Raw genomic sequence first — 15,608 nt, forward strand, 5'->3', positions numbered from 1 at the left:
AATAAAATCGATAATAAGATGATATTAAGAACTGAGGATGAGGCTAATTCCGATGGGAAAACTTTTTCATCGTGTCACATGGACACCTAACAAGGACGGAACAGTAAGGCAATTATGGGAAACCATTACAGATGGTACAGACATCACCATTGCTTTTGATGGTTTGTATAGAAGAAAAGATCAAGATTAGTTGGCCTGAAGTTTATTATCCCTAATTACAAACTTAAGTTTATTAATCTTATTAAGTACTTTGGTCGCTTTATATTCTGAGAAATCACTCAAGGCATGGTCGGTTTGTCTAAAGTTATAAGCGTCTTCAACCAGTTGCCTATATTTTTGCTTTAGTCTTGTCTTTTTTTCAAGCAATCGATTCAGATTAGCCATTGCTAAAAGTTTGTCAATTAGACTATTAAGTTACTAAATAAATCAATACCAAATAACTTTTTTCCTAAAAAGCAAAGAATTTAATCTTGCAGGGCAAAAACTTTCTTGAGCAAATCAGTAGTTCTCGAGGAAATTTTATTTCTAATTTCCTTTTCTTCAACAGCTATCATGGTATAAACACCCTCTAAAGCTTCATTAGTTACATAATCGGTTAAGTCCGGATTAACATTGTTGGTTAGAGGTATGTTGTTGTATTTTGTAATAAGACTGGTCCAAATTTGATCTGCTCCAACTTTGCTAAACGAATTATTAATCACCGGTTTGAATTTATTGTATAATTCTGTTTTTGTTTTAGATGTTAAGTAATTGGTTGCAGCATCATCCTCTCCGAGTAGAATATTTTTAGCGTCGTTAAACGTAATATCCTTGACGGCATTTACAAAAATTGGTGTTGCTTCTTTTACAGCATCTTCAGCAGCTCTGTTTAATGCCTTTATGCCATCATCTGCCAAGCTGCTCAATCCAATTTTACGTAATGCATTATCCACTTTTCGCAATTCTTCAGGTAAAAGGATTTTTACGAGTTCATTCTTGTAAAACCCATCTTTTTGGGTAAGCTTCGTAACTTGCTCGTCAATACCAAGATCCAATGCTTGTCTAAGTCCTGATGCAATATCTGCATTACTTAGCACTTCGCTCTGTGGTAAGGAATCCACAACTTGTTGCAACTCAGCACAGGCAGTTAAATTAAAAACTATAAGTAGGGTAAAAATTCTTTTAATCATGAGTTTTGGTTTTCTATCTTTAGCAAAGATAAATTATACTTGTGAAAGGAATTCAATATTCATGCCTGATATTTTTATTGCTGTTTTTTAATTGTCAAAAGCAATCAAAAGTTGTAGGGGATACCAAGACGATTGTAACAAAGAAACAATCTAAGCAATATATTACGGTATTAGGTATTGCTCAAGATGCAGGCTTTCCGCAAATTAACTGTGAGAGGACATGTTGCGCTGCTTTTTATGAGGGCAATGAGACCAAAAAATTGGTGTCGTGTTTAGGGTTGATTGACCTAGAGTCTAAAAAGAAATGGTTATTTGATGCTACTCCAGATATTAATCAGCAAACGAGAATTCTAAGTAAAGAACATTTGGATAACGGAAAAGTTGTAGATGGCATTTTTCTAACACATGCCCATATAGGCCATTATACAGGTTTGATGAATTTGGGTAGAGAAGCTTTGGGGGCAAATAAAGTTCCAGTTTACACAATGCCAGGAATGAAAAGCTATTTAGAGGAAAATGGCCCTTGGAGTCAACTCGTGAGTCTAAAAAATATTGAGTTAAACACTTTGAAGAAGGATTCAACTGTAAGATTGAATGAGCAGCTAAAAGTAACACCAATATTAGTTCCGCATCGCGATGAATATTCAGAAACTGTGGGTTTCAAAATTGAAGGAAGTGCTAAATCGGTATTATTTATTCCTGATATTGACAAATGGCATAAATGGGAAAGAACGATTATAGAGGAAGTAAAAAAGGTAGATTATGCATTTTTGGATGCTTCGTTTTTTAATAATGGAGAACTGGAACGCGACATGAGTGAAATTCCTCATCCGTTTATTTCTGAAACGATGACTCTGTTTGAAAATGAGTCAATAGAAACAAAAGGTAAAATCTACTTTATTCATTTTAATCATACTAATCCTGCGCTGAAAGACAACCATCATTTAAAAGATAGTGTGCAAGATTTAGGCTTTAAGTTTGCTAAGCAAGGAGACAATTTTGAGCTTTAGATGTCGTTAAACAAAATGGCAATACACTAAAATTCTTATTTTAGCACAATATTTGATTATTCAGTAGTAAATATGTAATTCACTATGAGTTGTTTGATTAAAAAACGCTTTTTATTAGTTATAATTTGCATCCTAACAGCAACTTATTCCTATGGCCAAATAAAGGTTTCGGAGTTTCTTCAAAAATCTAAAATAGCTTCGGCTGATAACAACAAATTATTTTTTGTTGATTTTTGGGCGACTTGGTGTGTGCCATGTATAACGGCCAAGGAGCATTTAAAGGTTTTACAAAATCAGTTTCCTGACGATTTTTATATCGTGTCTTTGACAAGCGAAAATCCTGTGAGAGTTGAAAAGTTCTTAAGTAAAAAGCCTAATCAGTTAGCTGTGGCTATAGATTATAATAAAGAGACTTTTAAAAAGTATAATGTTAAGGTCTTGCCCGATGGTGTATTATTCAATGCACAAGGCAAGGTATTGTGGCAAGGAGGTGCGCCTGATTTAAAGAAAGAGATGGTGTCTCGATTTTTAAGGCAGCAGACTTCCAAAACATCAGTAGAATCTTTTTTTAATATTGTGTCGTTTGAAGAAGATAATATTTCCGAGTATGTGCCAACGGAAAGTTTGGAAATAAAACCATTATCTTATAATGTTCAAGATATGGAAATTGCAGATGCAAAGGACTATTTAAAACTGAAAGGCTCATTAAAGCAGATTGTAGGCTATTTAGCTAAAATCTACAAGAATCAAATTGTATTAGAGGAAGGTCTAGATACTAATTATGAAGTTTATTTTAAGAAACCTTTTAGCCCATCTGAAAATTTGGCTTATAAGCTTGTGAGTGAAATGAACTTAAAAGTAGAACGAAAATATGAGGAAGGCGATGGCATTAACTTCAGTGCAGAAAACCCAAAATTATGGGATACCAACCAAATAGATTGGGGAAATAATCCTACAAAGTATCTTATTGGAGATTCTCAAATAAAAGCCGATAATGTGTCACTTAGAGATGTGGCTTATCAATTAGCATACGTATTGGATATGCCAGTGATTGTTCCAGATGACAACGAATTGAGTTTGAGTTTGCATGATTGGGATTTTCATTACAAGTTTTTTCAACTGATGCAAACCGATCTTGAAGATAATTATGGGATCAAAGCCGAGAAGAAAACGATTAGGTATCCTGTTTACCGCATACAAAAAAAAGCTCCCTAAGGAGCTTTTTCATCTTAAAAACAGTACTTATTCTTAGTTACTTAAAACTCTAAATTCAGTACGTCTGTTTCTTTGGTGTTGTGCTTCAGAACAATCAACGCCGTTAGAACATCTGTTTGTTAAACGAGACTCACCAAAACCTCTTGCGGTTAATCTGCTTCTTGAGATACCTTTAGAAACTAAATAGTTTACTACTGAGTTGGCTCTTTGTTGAGATAAAGATTGGTTAAAGTCATCATTCCCTCTAGAGTCGGTATGAGACATAATCTCTATACTTACGTTAGAATCTCTTAACAATGGTAATAACGTGTTGTCGATAGTGGTTTTAGAAGAACCTGTTAATCTAGCACTACCTAATTCATAAAATACAGGTAATACATTAGGATCTAACAATTCGCAATCAACTTCTTCCCATGTAGTGATGCCACCTTTCTTGTCCAATACAGTTCTTGTTACTGTTTGGTACTGTGCTGGGATTGTATTTGTTGTTGTAGAAGCAGGAGTGTCAACAACTCTTCTTTTAATAGTAGTGTACTCAGCAGGAATTTCAATTTCGTCCATTCTTGCAGGCGTTTTGATTACTCTCTTTTTGTAAGTAGTTGTTTGCTCTGGTACGGGTACTGAATTAGTGCTCGCATCAGATGCTAAAGTTGTGAAAGTTACATCTCTAGATTGAGCAGGATACTCAACAAAACATGCAGCAACACAATCATCCTTGTCTACAGATGGGCAATCTTCCAGCACTTTATATTCCCATCCAGATGTTTTAGGATAAATTTCAAAAGTTCTAGAATCGTTACCAAAAGATGCAGGAACAACTTTTAAGTCAGTACGTCTTTCTTGCTTTACGTAAGGTACTTCAACCGTTTCGTAAGTAGCAGGTACATATACAAACTTCTTAGAGGCTTCTTTTACTAAGACGCGCTCTTCAACAGTCTTGTATGTCGCAGGAACTACTTTTAAAGTAGTGTATGCAGGATAAGTTTGAATAGTTTCTTCAACGTCTTTGAATTCATCTTTTGTAATACACTTTACATAACACTTTCCTGGTTCAGGATTTGTTGGTAAGCCTTGTGCCTGGGAAAACCCTATCCCAGCAATAAAGCACACTAATAATAATAGTTTTTGTTTCATAAGAATAAATAATTAGTTAATGGTTATAGTTTATTTTTAGTACAGGATAAACACCCTACACTTTGTTTAGACACACTTATTTAGCAAGAGTCACTGACGTCAATAGAAGTTAGGGAAGGAATTGACGATTAAATACAGTTAGTTAGTTTTTGTTATGTAATTATTAATGTTAATGTTAAAAATAAAAGAAATTATTAAAATATTAACATTTATTATGTGTAAAATTAAATATAAATACAGAATTACCCGTAACTACCTCATTAACAGAAGATTTAAAAGAGTTCTCTTGTTAAGAGAATATCACGGTTTTGTTATTAAAAACCATAACTTTTCTATTCGCATGGAGCTTTATGGCGTTTGAAAGTACAATTTTCTCTAAATCACGCCCTTTAGAAATTAAATCATTAATGGAGTGGGAATGGGATACATGGGTGACGTCCTGTTCGATAATTGGACCAGCATCCAATTCTTCAGTAATGTAATGGCTGGTTGCTCCGATTATTTTAACGCCTCTTTTGTATGCTGAGTGGTATGGTTTGGCACCGACGAAAGCGGGTAAAAACGAATGATGTATGTTTATGATTTTGTTGGGATACTTATCAATCAATAAATTAGAAACGATTTGCATATAACGTGCTAAAACTACAAAATCAATAGTGTATGATTCCAATAACTTTAGTTGCTCGCGCTCCGCTTCATATTTGGTGTCTTTTGTTACAGGTACGTGATAAAATGGGATATTAAAACTGTCAGCAATAGATTTTAGATGAGCATGATTGCTTAAAATGAAGGGAATTTCCAAAAATAACTCACCAGAATTATATCGACCTAAAATATCATATAAACAATGATCGTATTTAGATACAAATAGAGCCATTCTTGGTTTTTTATCTGCAGCATACATTTTCCATTTGAGCTGAAATTTTTCAACCAGGACTTCTTTAAATATATTCCTGAATTTTTCAATAGAAAAAGCATCAGATTTAAACTCGCATTCAAGACGCATAAAGAAAATGTTTTGCTCTCTATCTACATGCTGATCTATATAAACAATATTTCCCTTATTGGTTGCCATAAAATTGGTTACAGAGGCAATAATATTTGGCTGGTCTTCACAGTGAATTAATAAGGTGATTTTATGCATGGAGTTGGTCTTTGTATGTTCGAAAAGTAGAACAAAATATGAAGTTTTGTCAATGCTTTCTGAGATTTATATAATTGTTAATTAATGCAATAATTTTTTGAATATTCCTTAAATTTGTTGCTCTAAAAAGCAATTTTTTTACGAATGGAACAAGTCGCGCCATACAAACCAAAGCATAAAGTACGAATCGTAACTGCCGCATCATTATTTGATGGTCATGATGCTGCCATTAATATTATGCGCAGAATTATTCAATCTACTGGAGTGGAAGTTATTCATCTAGGGCATGATAGAAGTGTTGAGGAAGTAGTAAATACAGCTATCCAAGAAGACGCTAATGCCATAGCTATGACTTCTTACCAAGGAGGACATAATGAGTATTTTAAATATATGTATGACTTGCTTCAAGAGAAAGGTGCTGGACATATTAAAATCTTCGGAGGAGGAGGAGGAGTAATTCTTCCTGAAGAGATTAAGGAGTTAATGGATTATGGTATCACCAGAATCTATTCGCCAGACGATGGACGTGAGATGGGTTTACAGGGTATGATTAATGATCTAGTACAACAATCTGATTTCGCTATTGGTGATCAATTAAATGGAGAGGTGAAAGTCCTTCAGGAAAAGAATCCAAAATCCATAGCAAGAGTCATATCAGCAGCTGAGAATTTTCCAGAAGTTGCTAAAGATGCTTTAGATATAATACATACAAAAAATAAAAACTCTCAAACACCAGTATTAGGAATAACAGGCACAGGTGGTGCTGGTAAGTCATCATTAGTTGATGAATTGGTAAGACGTTTTTTAATTGATTTTCCAGAGAAAACTGTTGGATTGGTTTCAGTTGATCCATCAAAACGAAAAACAGGAGGAGCTTTACTAGGCGATAGGATTCGAATGAATGCTATTAATTCGCCTAGAGTCTATATGCGTAGTTTGGCGACACGTCAATCTAACTTAGCCTTGTCAAAATATGTTAATGAAGCCGTTGAGGTTTTAAAGGCCGCTGAATACGATTTAATTATTTTGGAGACTTCCGGAATTGGACAGTCCGATACGGAAATTCTTGAGCATAGTGATGTGTCACTATATGTGATGACTCCTGAGTTTGGTGCGGCCACGCAACTTGAAAAAATTGACATGCTAGATTTTGCTGACTTAGTTGCAATTAACAAGTTTGATAAGAGAGGTGCTCTAGATGCACTACGTGACGTTAAGAAGCAATATATGCGTAACCATAATTTATGGCACGCTGATCCTAATACGATGCCAGTCTTTGGAACTATAGCTTCCCAGTTCAATGATCCGGGTATGAATACACTCTACAAAGCCATAATGGATAAATTAGTAGAGAAAACGGAAGCAGATTTAACATCTACGTTCGAAATTTCTAAGGAAATGAGCGAAAAGATTTTTGTCATTCCGCCGGCTCGTACACGTTATTTGTCTGAAATAGCAGAGAATAATCGTGCTTATGATAAAACCGCTGACGCACAGGTGGAAGTAGCTCAAAAGCTCTATGGTATTTACAAAACGATTTGTTCGGTTGCTGTCATTTCGAACGAAAATGAGAAATCTCATTTAAATAAGCATGGATTAAATTCTGATGAGATCCTGAAACAACACTTCGACAAGCTCAGTGTGACAATTCAGGATGAAAACAAAGATTTTCTTAGAATGCTTATCGCGGAGTTTGATCGCGTAAAGCTAAACCTAGATCCGTATAATTGGGAAATTATTACTGGCTGGGATGAGAAAGTCAATTGCTATAAAGCGCCAATCTATGCTTTTAAAGTAAGAGACAAAGAAATAAAGATTGAAACTCATACGAAGTCGTTGGCACATTCAGATATTCCAAAAGTAGCCTTGCCAAAGTATGAAGCTTGGGGGGATATTTTAAGATGGTGTTTGCAAGAAAATGTACCAGGAGAATTTCCGTATACAGCAGGATTATATCCATTTAAAAGAACTGGTGAAGATCCAACACGTATGTTTGCTGGCGAAGGTGGTCCGGAACGCACAAATAGACGTTTTCATTACGTTAGCATGGGATTGCCTGCAAAACGATTGTCAACTGCGTTCGATAGCGTAACGCTATATGGAAATGATCCCGATTACAGACCAGATATTTATGGAAAAATCGGAAATGCTGGTGTAAGTATTTGCTGTTTAGATGATGCCAAAAAATTATATTCTGGTTTTAATTTGGCGGATGCGATGACCTCTGTAAGCATGACCATCAATGGTCCTGCACCAATGCTTTTAGGTTTCTTTATGAATGCTGCCATAGACCAACAATGCGAGATCTATATCAAAGACAATGGTCTTGAAAAAGAAGTTGAGAAAAAGATTGAGGCACTATACAACGGGAAGACAAGGCCGAGTTATAATGGTGAAATTCCTCAAGGAAATGATGGTCTTGGTTTAATGCTTTTGGGTGTAACTGGCGACCAAGTATTACCAAAAGATATTTATGAAGATATTAAGGCAAAAACAATTGCTCAAGTAAGAGGAACTGTTCAAGCTGATATTTTAAAAGAAGATCAAGCGCAAAATACCTGTATTTTTTCAACCGAATTTGCATTGCGTTTAATGGGTGATGTACAGGAGTATTTTATTGAGAATGGTGTCCGAAACTTTTATTCGGTGTCCATTTCTGGATATCATATTGCTGAGGCTGGAGCGAATCCAATTTCACAACTGGCATTTACATTGGCAAATGGCTTTACTTATGTCGAGTACTATTTAAGTCGAGGCATGGATATTAACAAGTTTGGACCAAACTTGTCTTTCTTTTTCTCAAACGGAATTGATCCAGAATATGCGGTGATTGGTCGTGTGGCACGTAAGATTTGGGCTAAGGCTTTAAAACATAAATATGCTGCTAATCCGAGAGCACAGATGTTGAAATATCATATACAGACTTCTGGTAGAAGTTTGCACGCTCAGGAGATTGACTTTAATGATATCAGAACAACGCTTCAAGCCTTGTATGCGATTTACGATAATTGTAATTCGTTGCATACTAACGCCTATGACGAAGCTATTACTACACCAACAGAGGAATCAGTACGTCGAGCAATGGCGATTCAATTGATTATTAATAAGGAATTAGGATTAACCAAGAACGAAAACCCAATACAAGGATCTTTTATTATTGAAGAATTGACGGATTTAGTTGAAGAAGCAGTTTTGACTGAGTTTGATAGAATCACAGAACGTGGTGGTGTTTTAGGCGCTATGGAAACGATGTATCAACGTTCTAAGATTCAGGAAGAGAGTTTATATTATGAAACTTTGAAGCATAATGGGGAGTTTCCAATAATTGGAGTCAACACATTCTTAAGTAGTAAAGGGTCTCCAACGATACAGCCAGCTGAAGTGATTAGGGCTACGGAAGAGGAAAAAGAATTCCAGATCAAAACCTTGGAACATTTACATAAAGCGCATCATACATCAGAGTTATTGAAAGACTTACAAATCAAAGCTGTCAACAATCAGAATATTTTTGAAGCCTTGATGGAAGTTTGTAAGGTATGCTCTTTAGGACAAATTACTTCAGCACTATTTGAGGTTGGTGGGCAGTATAGACGTAACATGTAGTTTATGTCTTTCAAAAAACTTAATCCGTTATTAAAGGATTCGCTAGAGCATTTAGGCTTTGAAGCATCAAATACATTTCAGAAAAAAGTATTGCCTGTTCTTAAAGGTGGTGCGAATAGTTATGTCATTGCACCAAAAGGAAGTGGGAAAACAACAGCATTAGTAATAACAACGATTCATAAATTAAAGGCTTCAGCTTTTGAGGATTCTCCAAGAGCAATTATTGTGGTTAAGGATAAGCAAGAGGCATTACATTTAAAGGATGAATTTGAAAGGTTCACAAAGAATACAGATTTGAGGATATATGCGCTTTATGATGAGTACGATATTGAAAAGCAGAAAACAGAAATTTATCCAGGTCAGGATATTGTCATAGCTACTCCTGCAAGACTAAGTAGGCTTTATTTTTTAAATGGAATCCATCTTGGAGAAATTCAACTGTTTGCTATTGAGGATGCCGATTATTTAGGACGAAACAATACCTATAATCATATTTTACGTCTGTCCGAAAGCCTTAATAAATGTCAGTATATTATTATTGCTGATGAGATGAATTCCAGAATAAGAAATTATCAAAACGCATTTATGAGTAATGCAAGACTGGTTTCAGAAAAATAGATAATTATAATGTCATCATCCAACTACGCTGTAATTTTCTAAACTTTTTAATTTCACCACGTAAAATAGGAAGATAATCCTTACCGTTACTTCTAGAACGCTCTAATCGTCTACAATTACTGTATAGCTTTGACGTAATACGTTCTAAACTTTCTAAATGTTTGTGTTTCTTGTCAGAATAGCGCTCACGCTCGGCATTGATTATTTCTGGAGCGAGGTTAGTAGATTGCTGCACAATATCACCAGAGAAATAAATGTCATTATCCTCAGAACCATCATCATTTAAATACGATAAGTCATGATTTAAATATGTAGATATGCTGCGGGAAAGCATAATAATATCCATCGCCTTTCTATATATAGGCAAATCAGGTAAGTGGGATGGTAGGTTGTAATTCATTTTCATAGCAATTATTACGAAATTACGACGTATAAAAAAAATTTTACTTTAATAATTAAGGTAAAATTGTATATTTACTTTAAAATTAATGTTATTACATCTACTTTTCTTTAAATGAGTATTGATAATCTAAATTGGAAGATTTTGAAGTGCCTTCAGGAGAACGCACGTATGTCTAATGCAGAGATTGGAAGACGTGTTGGAATAAGTTCACCAGCTGTAAGTGAGCGTATTAAGAAAATGGAAGATTCCGAAATCATACAAGGTTATACGACGTTTGTTTCGCCTTTTGAGGCAGGTTATCAGTTAAAGGCGTTAATTACTATTAGAGCATTTATGGGAATGCTAAAACCTTTTTTGGAAAAGGTAAAAACCTATGATGAGGTTGTAAACTGTTACAGGATAACTGGTAATGAAAATATTGTGATGGAAGTCGTCCTAAAAAATCAAAAACACTTAGAGGCATTTATAGATCAATTAATAACCTATGGTGAGACTAAAACTCAAATAGTGCTTTCTCATGTGGTAAAACAAAGTGAAATCAAACCGTTAAAGTAGTTTAGTCTTTAACAACAATATGCGGTACCTGCTCTAAATCCCAATCAATAACCAAACCACCAGCTAAGGATTTCGCAATGTCTTTTCCGTAAAGATGTTCACTTAAATATAGCGCAGCTTCAAAAGATTTGGCGCCTCCCGCGGAGGTTATATATTTACCGTCATGTACAAATAGGACATCTTTTCTAATATCCAGTTTTGGAAACATAGCTCTCATCTTATCGATATCACTAGGAAAAGTAGTAGAAACAGCATCGTCTAATAAACCTGCTTTTGCGAGGACAAAAGCGCCATCACAATGTGAAGTGATGAATTGAGCGTCTTTATCTACGGTCTTTATAAAATCGAGCATTACTTCATCTTCCAGATCAGTATCTAGATGATGTTCTGCGCTGGGTATAACAAGAATATCAATTTTTGGCAAACTATCATTGACATAGTTAAAATCAGGCAGAATACGCATACCTTCAAAAGAGGTTATAGGCTCATCAGTGTTAGCAACGGTAAACACATTCATAGCCTTGATACTTTTTCTAAAAATGGTATGTTGAAAAATATCGTAAGGTGCAGTCAGCTCTGTGTTATAGACACCATCCATGATTAGAAAAGCGACATTATAGCGATTGGCTTCTAGTTGAGGTAACACTTTATCATTCTGAAGTCCTGCGTTAAGCTTGGTTGAAGTATCTTCTGGAATCTCACTTGAAACTTCGCTTTTCTCTTTCAAGTCATTGCATGAAAACAAAAAAGCAATTAACAATATTGGTAATATATTTTTCATTCTTCTTAGGATGTAAGATGCTGAAACAGCACTTCGACATGCTCAGTATGACAGTTCAGCATGACAAAATCATTAATTAACTCTCCAAGGCGGATTTTTTCTATTTTTTCCTGCACTGTACAAGATAATGTGATTACCATCAGGATCGTTTAAATGCGCTTCTCTCCAAAGCCATGGTTTATCTTCAGGTTCACTTGTAAAAGTAATATCTTTTTGTTGGAGTTGAGTGACGACCTTGTCTAAATTTTCATTTTGAAAATAGATCGTTATACCATTTCCCGTTGGTAGGTTTTCAACCTCATGAATCGAGAATGTGCTATCACCATCAGGACATTCAAACCTTACATAGCGAGGTAAGGCATCCACAATTAAAAGTAGTCCGAGCTTTTTATAGAATTCCGTCGCTATTTTGACATCCAGCGACGGAATTGTAACTTGATTTAAATTCATTATAAATTTTGCTTTATTCTATTATGTAGCCAGTACGATAAGATGACTGCTGTTAAGCCATAGCCAGCAGTAACTAACCAATTGACTTGATAACCAAAATAATCTATTACCGTTAATCCAATTTTAGGACTAAAAATATGTGCTAATGAAAAGGACATGGCATACATTGCCATATAGCTGCCTTCCAAGCCTTCCTTTGCGCGTTGCAGCGCAAACTTGTTTGTATAAGGGAAGCCTAACATTTCACTTAGGGTCATAAGCACTATACTTATTATTAATACACCAACCCAAAAATTTTGGTACAACACTAAAAAGCTTAAAGTCAACAATACACAGGACATAATGATGTGTTTTGTTACTGGAATTAAGCGTTTTTCGAGATAATTAAGAAGTGGCATTTCAAAAACCACAATAATAGCCACGTTTAAAAACAGAATGACTCCTATTTTGAATTCATTGAGTTGAAACATCTCATCGTAATACAAAGGTAATGTCGTAAACAACTGAAAAAATGCCATCCCAAATAAAAAGCATATCACAGAATGGATCCAAAACGTAAAATCCTTATATACTATATTTTTGTCTAGGTTTTGATGCATTAGTCTTGTTTCTGACGGCTTTATTTTTGTGTCACTCACCAAATAATAAAACAATATTATGGATATAATACAGGTTAAACCATCAATCCAAAATAAAAGGTTGTAGCCTTTCAGAACAATCAATAAACCTGCTAGAGTAGGACCGATTCCCATGCCAGCATTGATTGCCAATCGTATTAGCCCAACAGATCTAGTTCTGTTTTCAGGTTTACTATAGGCCTTTATAGCCACAAAGACCGCAGGTCGAAAACTATCCGCAATCGACATGGTAACTAGAATACCAATGCACAATCCCCAAAAAGAGGATATATATTGTAATGCTATAAAGTTCAATCCAGTAACAAATAAGCTGATAATCATTACCTTATAAAAACCAACGATATCAGTGAGCTTACCGCCAAGCCATGATCCAATAACGGATCCAATACCGAAGAAAACAAAAATCCAACTGATCTCATTCATGGTAAATCCTAAATCCTTTTTGAGATAAAGTGATAAAAACGGAATAACCATTGTACCAGCTCTGTTTACTAAACTTATTAGAGAGAGGTACCAGATGTCTTTCGATAATCCTGTGAAAGATTCTATGTAATTAAAATAAAGCTTTTTCATTACGCATTGGTTTTTAAGGTTGAGATCCTGATATTCATCAGGATTAGTTCAGTTATCATAATTCAATGCGTAAACTTTTGAATTAAGAACTTCACTAAAAATAAAAAGTCCGACGGTATCGTCGGACTTTTAAATATTGTTTAATAGTATATAAGTATAGCTACAATAGATAATGCGTCCGAATGTTTTCCGAAGAAATGACACAGGTTTGCTTGGTATATCTATTTGCTTTTAACATTATTTGTTCTTGTTTAACGATTCAAAACTACGATAAAATTTGATAAGTTGTATTTTTGAACTTTAAAATAATTACATATGAGGAATTTTGTTCTACTTCTTTTATTAGTGTTTTCAGTTGGCTGTGCGCAAGAAAAACAAATGCTTAATGAAGAAACAGAATTTCATAGAGAACTAAACGCAGAGTATAAGGATGCTAGCAAATCACCTTTAAAACCAAAAGATTTAAAGCATTTTAAAGGATTGGATTTCTTTAAATTTGATTCTACCTATGTTGTTAAAGCTAAGCTTATACGGACACCGAATTCAGAGTGGTTTGAAATGAAGACTACGACTGATCGAAAATCTAAAGAACGTGTTTTTGGCATCCTAACTTTTCAACTAAAAGGAGAATCGTTTGAATTAAATGTATACCAAGGTGAGGATTTAATGACAACTGAAGACTATCGCGATTATCTGTTTTTACCATTTTTAGATGATACAAATGGAAGTCAAAGTTATGGAGGTGGTCGTTATATAGACTTAAAGATACCTGCGGGAGATGTTATAGAAATAGATTTTAATAAAGCTTATAATCCGTATTGTGCATATAATGAAAAATACTCTTGCCCTATAGTTCCTCGTGACAATTACCTAGCTACTACTATTGAAGCGGGAGTTAAAGCTTTTAAAAAGTATTAAGCTTTTACTAAATACATCCCTAAGAATACAGCCAAAAATCCAATAATAAAACTGGCGATTGTATAAATGGCAAAGCTTGTAAAATCTCCAGATTTTAAAAACACCTGATTTTCATAAGCAAAGGCTGAAAAGGTAGTGAAGCCCCCACAAAAGCCAGTTGCTAAAAATAAAGTTTGATCTTGATTTAAATGTTGTCTAGAAAAATATCCGATAACTATACCAATAATAAAACATCCAAAAATATTTACGACAAAAGTACCATATGGAAAACCACCATTAGAACTATTGAGCCATTTGCCAATTAAAAATCGCAATGCGCTCCCAAAACCACCACCTACAAATACTAATAGTAGTTGCTTCATTTATTTTTTTATGGGTATATAAATTTCCGTTAGCCATTCTGCAGGATTAGGATAGTTGCCCGGATCTGTAGTGTATATTTCAAAAGGCTTTTGATCCGTTTGTTCCAAATTGTTATCTGCCAAGTACTTATTTGCGGCTTCCCAAGCTTGGGTTAGATTGGTATAGTTTCCAGTAAGTGTTGTTTTTAAGGCTTTCATTTTTGGCATAAAACCAATGGCTATATCAGAATCTGCCGGAATGTCGATGCGTTCATTAACAGGAATGCCATTACTCATAATGACATCAGCACTACTCATATCATTATAAACTGTCAAAGGCATGCCAGACTGCTTTGTACCATTTTGGCTCATAAATTGCATAATTGCACCAAAATTTTGACCCATTTTAGCGCTTATGTTTTGGGAGTTTGCATTTGTGGTCTTGTAAAGGTAAAAGCCACCTCCATATTCTGTTATACCATTAATTTTAATATTGTAACGGCTCATGTCCTCCTGTAAAACACTATCTAACATGGTTAGGCCTCTTTCATAATGAGGTCCAATTTGCTTTTCCATACCACCCATTACTGCTGAAAAGGCCTTGAATCCAAATGGTAAATCCTTTCCAGAAATTGTCCAAGTGACTTCCGTGGTGCCATCATCATTTGGTTTTAAATCCCAAGTAACATCATTTTTAGGGAACTCGGCAAATTGCATTTCTTGAGTAATTGATGAATTTGGGGTAGTAGCTAAAGTCTTCATAGTTCCAACACCATCTTCATCTTCCCAAGAGTAAGAACCACCAATGCCTTTAGTTTGCTCAGAAAGCATAATTTTAGTTTCCGGGTTTTCTTCAACCCAAGAATTCCATGACTCCCAATTTTTAAAATCTATAATGTTATTATATATAACAGCTTGAGGCGCATTTATGGTTTTAGTTCTAGTAACTTCAAAAGAATTAGGCTGTACCGCAATGTAAATTGAAAAGCCTATGACTAAAACCAACAGTAATAATAAGATATACTTAAGAGCTTTCATTTTAGTTTGATTTAGTAG

17 protein-coding genes are annotated in these 15,608 nt (G+C 34.8%); 7 read left to right on the plus strand and 10 right to left on the minus strand.

Annotated features, from left to right (window positions below; genetic code table 11):
• The first annotated feature begins 52 nt into the window (after positions 1-52).
• On the plus strand, positions 53-190 hold the full coding sequence (locus H7F21_RS10765; protein WP_185789296.1) for a hypothetical protein: 138 nt from the start codon (positions 53-55) through the stop codon (positions 188-190).
• Here H7F21_RS10765 and H7F21_RS10770 read toward each other — a convergent pair.
• Together H7F21_RS10770 and H7F21_RS10775 are read right to left on the minus strand one after the other, a co-directional pair.
• On the minus strand, positions 187-384 hold the full coding sequence (locus tag H7F21_RS10770) for a Lacal_2735 family protein (RefSeq protein WP_185789297.1): 198 nt from the start codon (positions 382-384) through the stop codon (positions 187-189). The two genes, H7F21_RS10765 and H7F21_RS10770, sit on opposite strands and share 4 nt — an antisense overlap.
• Positions 385-464: 80 nt before the next feature.
• Entirely contained in the window at positions 465-1,169 is a 705-nt protein-coding gene (locus tag H7F21_RS10775) for a DUF4197 domain-containing protein (protein ID WP_185789298.1), read from the minus strand.
• 41 nt (positions 1,170-1,210) lie between these two features.
• Between H7F21_RS10775 and H7F21_RS10780 the strand changes: the two genes are divergently transcribed.
• A complete protein-coding gene (locus H7F21_RS10780; RefSeq protein ID WP_343067634.1) occupies positions 1,211-2,179 on the plus strand; it encodes an MBL fold metallo-hydrolase in 969 nt (322 codons plus the stop codon).
• Between the two features lie 84 nt (positions 2,180-2,263).
• Positions 2,264-3,394, plus strand: coding sequence for a TlpA family protein disulfide reductase (locus tag H7F21_RS10785; RefSeq protein ID WP_185789299.1), 1,131 nt, complete (start codon positions 2,264-2,266; stop codon positions 3,392-3,394).
• 33 nt (positions 3,395-3,427) lie between these two features.
• On the opposite strand, the gene H7F21_RS10790 is transcribed toward H7F21_RS10785, so the two are convergent.
• Both H7F21_RS10790 and purU read right to left on the minus strand, forming a co-directional pair.
• Positions 3,428-4,528, minus strand: coding sequence for an OmpA family protein (locus H7F21_RS10790; protein WP_185789300.1), 1,101 nt, complete (start codon positions 4,526-4,528; stop codon positions 3,428-3,430).
• A 289-nt stretch (positions 4,529-4,817) separates the two neighbouring features.
• A complete protein-coding gene (gene purU, locus H7F21_RS10795) occupies positions 4,818-5,672 on the minus strand; it encodes a formyltetrahydrofolate deformylase (RefSeq protein ID WP_185789301.1) in 855 nt (284 codons plus the stop codon).
• 144 nt (positions 5,673-5,816) lie between these two features.
• Between purU and H7F21_RS10800 the strand changes: the two genes are divergently transcribed.
• Both H7F21_RS10800 and H7F21_RS10805 read left to right on the plus strand, forming a co-directional pair.
• Positions 5,817-9,275: a methylmalonyl-CoA mutase family protein gene (locus H7F21_RS10800; protein ID WP_185789302.1), complete on the plus strand. Its 3,459-nt coding sequence runs from the start codon at positions 5,817-5,819 to the stop codon at positions 9,273-9,275.
• 3 nt (positions 9,276-9,278) lie between these two features.
• On the plus strand, positions 9,279-9,893 hold the full coding sequence (locus H7F21_RS10805) for a DEAD/DEAH box helicase (protein WP_185789303.1): 615 nt from the start codon (positions 9,279-9,281) through the stop codon (positions 9,891-9,893).
• A gap of 4 nt (positions 9,894-9,897) precedes the next feature.
• Here the strand turns inward: H7F21_RS10805 and H7F21_RS10810 are convergent, their stop codons facing one another.
• Positions 9,898-10,293: a hypothetical protein gene (locus H7F21_RS10810; RefSeq protein WP_185789304.1), complete on the minus strand. Its 396-nt coding sequence runs from the start codon at positions 10,291-10,293 to the stop codon at positions 9,898-9,900.
• Between the two features lie 114 nt (positions 10,294-10,407).
• On the opposite strand from H7F21_RS10810, the gene H7F21_RS10815 reads away from it, so the two are divergent.
• On the plus strand, positions 10,408-10,851 hold the full coding sequence (locus H7F21_RS10815; RefSeq protein ID WP_185789305.1) for an Lrp/AsnC family transcriptional regulator: 444 nt from the start codon (positions 10,408-10,410) through the stop codon (positions 10,849-10,851).
• Position 10,852: 1 nt separating this feature from the next.
• Here H7F21_RS10815 and H7F21_RS10820 read toward each other — a convergent pair whose 3' ends face one another.
• From H7F21_RS10820 to H7F21_RS10830, 3 genes are all read right to left on the minus strand, one after another.
• The gene (locus H7F21_RS10820; protein WP_185789306.1) at positions 10,853-11,632 is read right to left on the minus strand and encodes a DJ-1/PfpI family protein; all 780 of its coding nucleotides are present in this window, start codon (positions 11,630-11,632) and stop codon (positions 10,853-10,855) included.
• A 72-nt stretch (positions 11,633-11,704) separates the two neighbouring features.
• A complete protein-coding gene (locus H7F21_RS10825) occupies positions 11,705-12,082 on the minus strand; it encodes a VOC family protein (RefSeq protein WP_185789307.1) in 378 nt (125 codons plus the stop codon).
• Positions 12,082-13,293 (minus strand): MDR family MFS transporter, encoded by a 1,212-nt coding sequence (locus H7F21_RS10830; protein WP_185789308.1) that lies wholly within the window; start codon positions 13,291-13,293, stop codon positions 12,082-12,084. The genes H7F21_RS10825 and H7F21_RS10830 overlap by 1 nt, the downstream gene beginning before the upstream one ends.
• Before the next feature lie 315 nt (positions 13,294-13,608).
• Here H7F21_RS10830 and H7F21_RS10835 point away from each other — a divergent pair, with 315 nt between their 5' ends.
• On the plus strand, positions 13,609-14,211 hold the full coding sequence (locus tag H7F21_RS10835; protein WP_185789309.1) for a DUF1684 domain-containing protein: 603 nt from the start codon (positions 13,609-13,611) through the stop codon (positions 14,209-14,211).
• Here H7F21_RS10835 and crcB read toward each other — a convergent pair.
• Complete coding sequence (crcB, locus tag H7F21_RS10840; protein ID WP_185789310.1) at positions 14,208-14,573, minus strand: fluoride efflux transporter CrcB; 366 nt, start codon at positions 14,571-14,573, stop codon at positions 14,208-14,210. The two genes, H7F21_RS10835 and crcB, sit on opposite strands and share 4 nt — an antisense overlap.
• The gene (locus tag H7F21_RS10845; protein WP_185789311.1) at positions 14,574-15,590 is read right to left on the minus strand and encodes an SRPBCC family protein; all 1,017 of its coding nucleotides are present in this window, start codon (positions 15,588-15,590) and stop codon (positions 14,574-14,576) included. It abuts the gene before it with no gap.
• Positions 15,591-15,608 lie beyond the last annotated feature (18 nt).

The sequence above is a fragment of the Winogradskyella flava genome (genome assembly GCF_014243395.1).
Classification (GTDB): Bacteria; Bacteroidota; Bacteroidia; order Flavobacteriales; family Flavobacteriaceae; genus Winogradskyella; species Winogradskyella flava.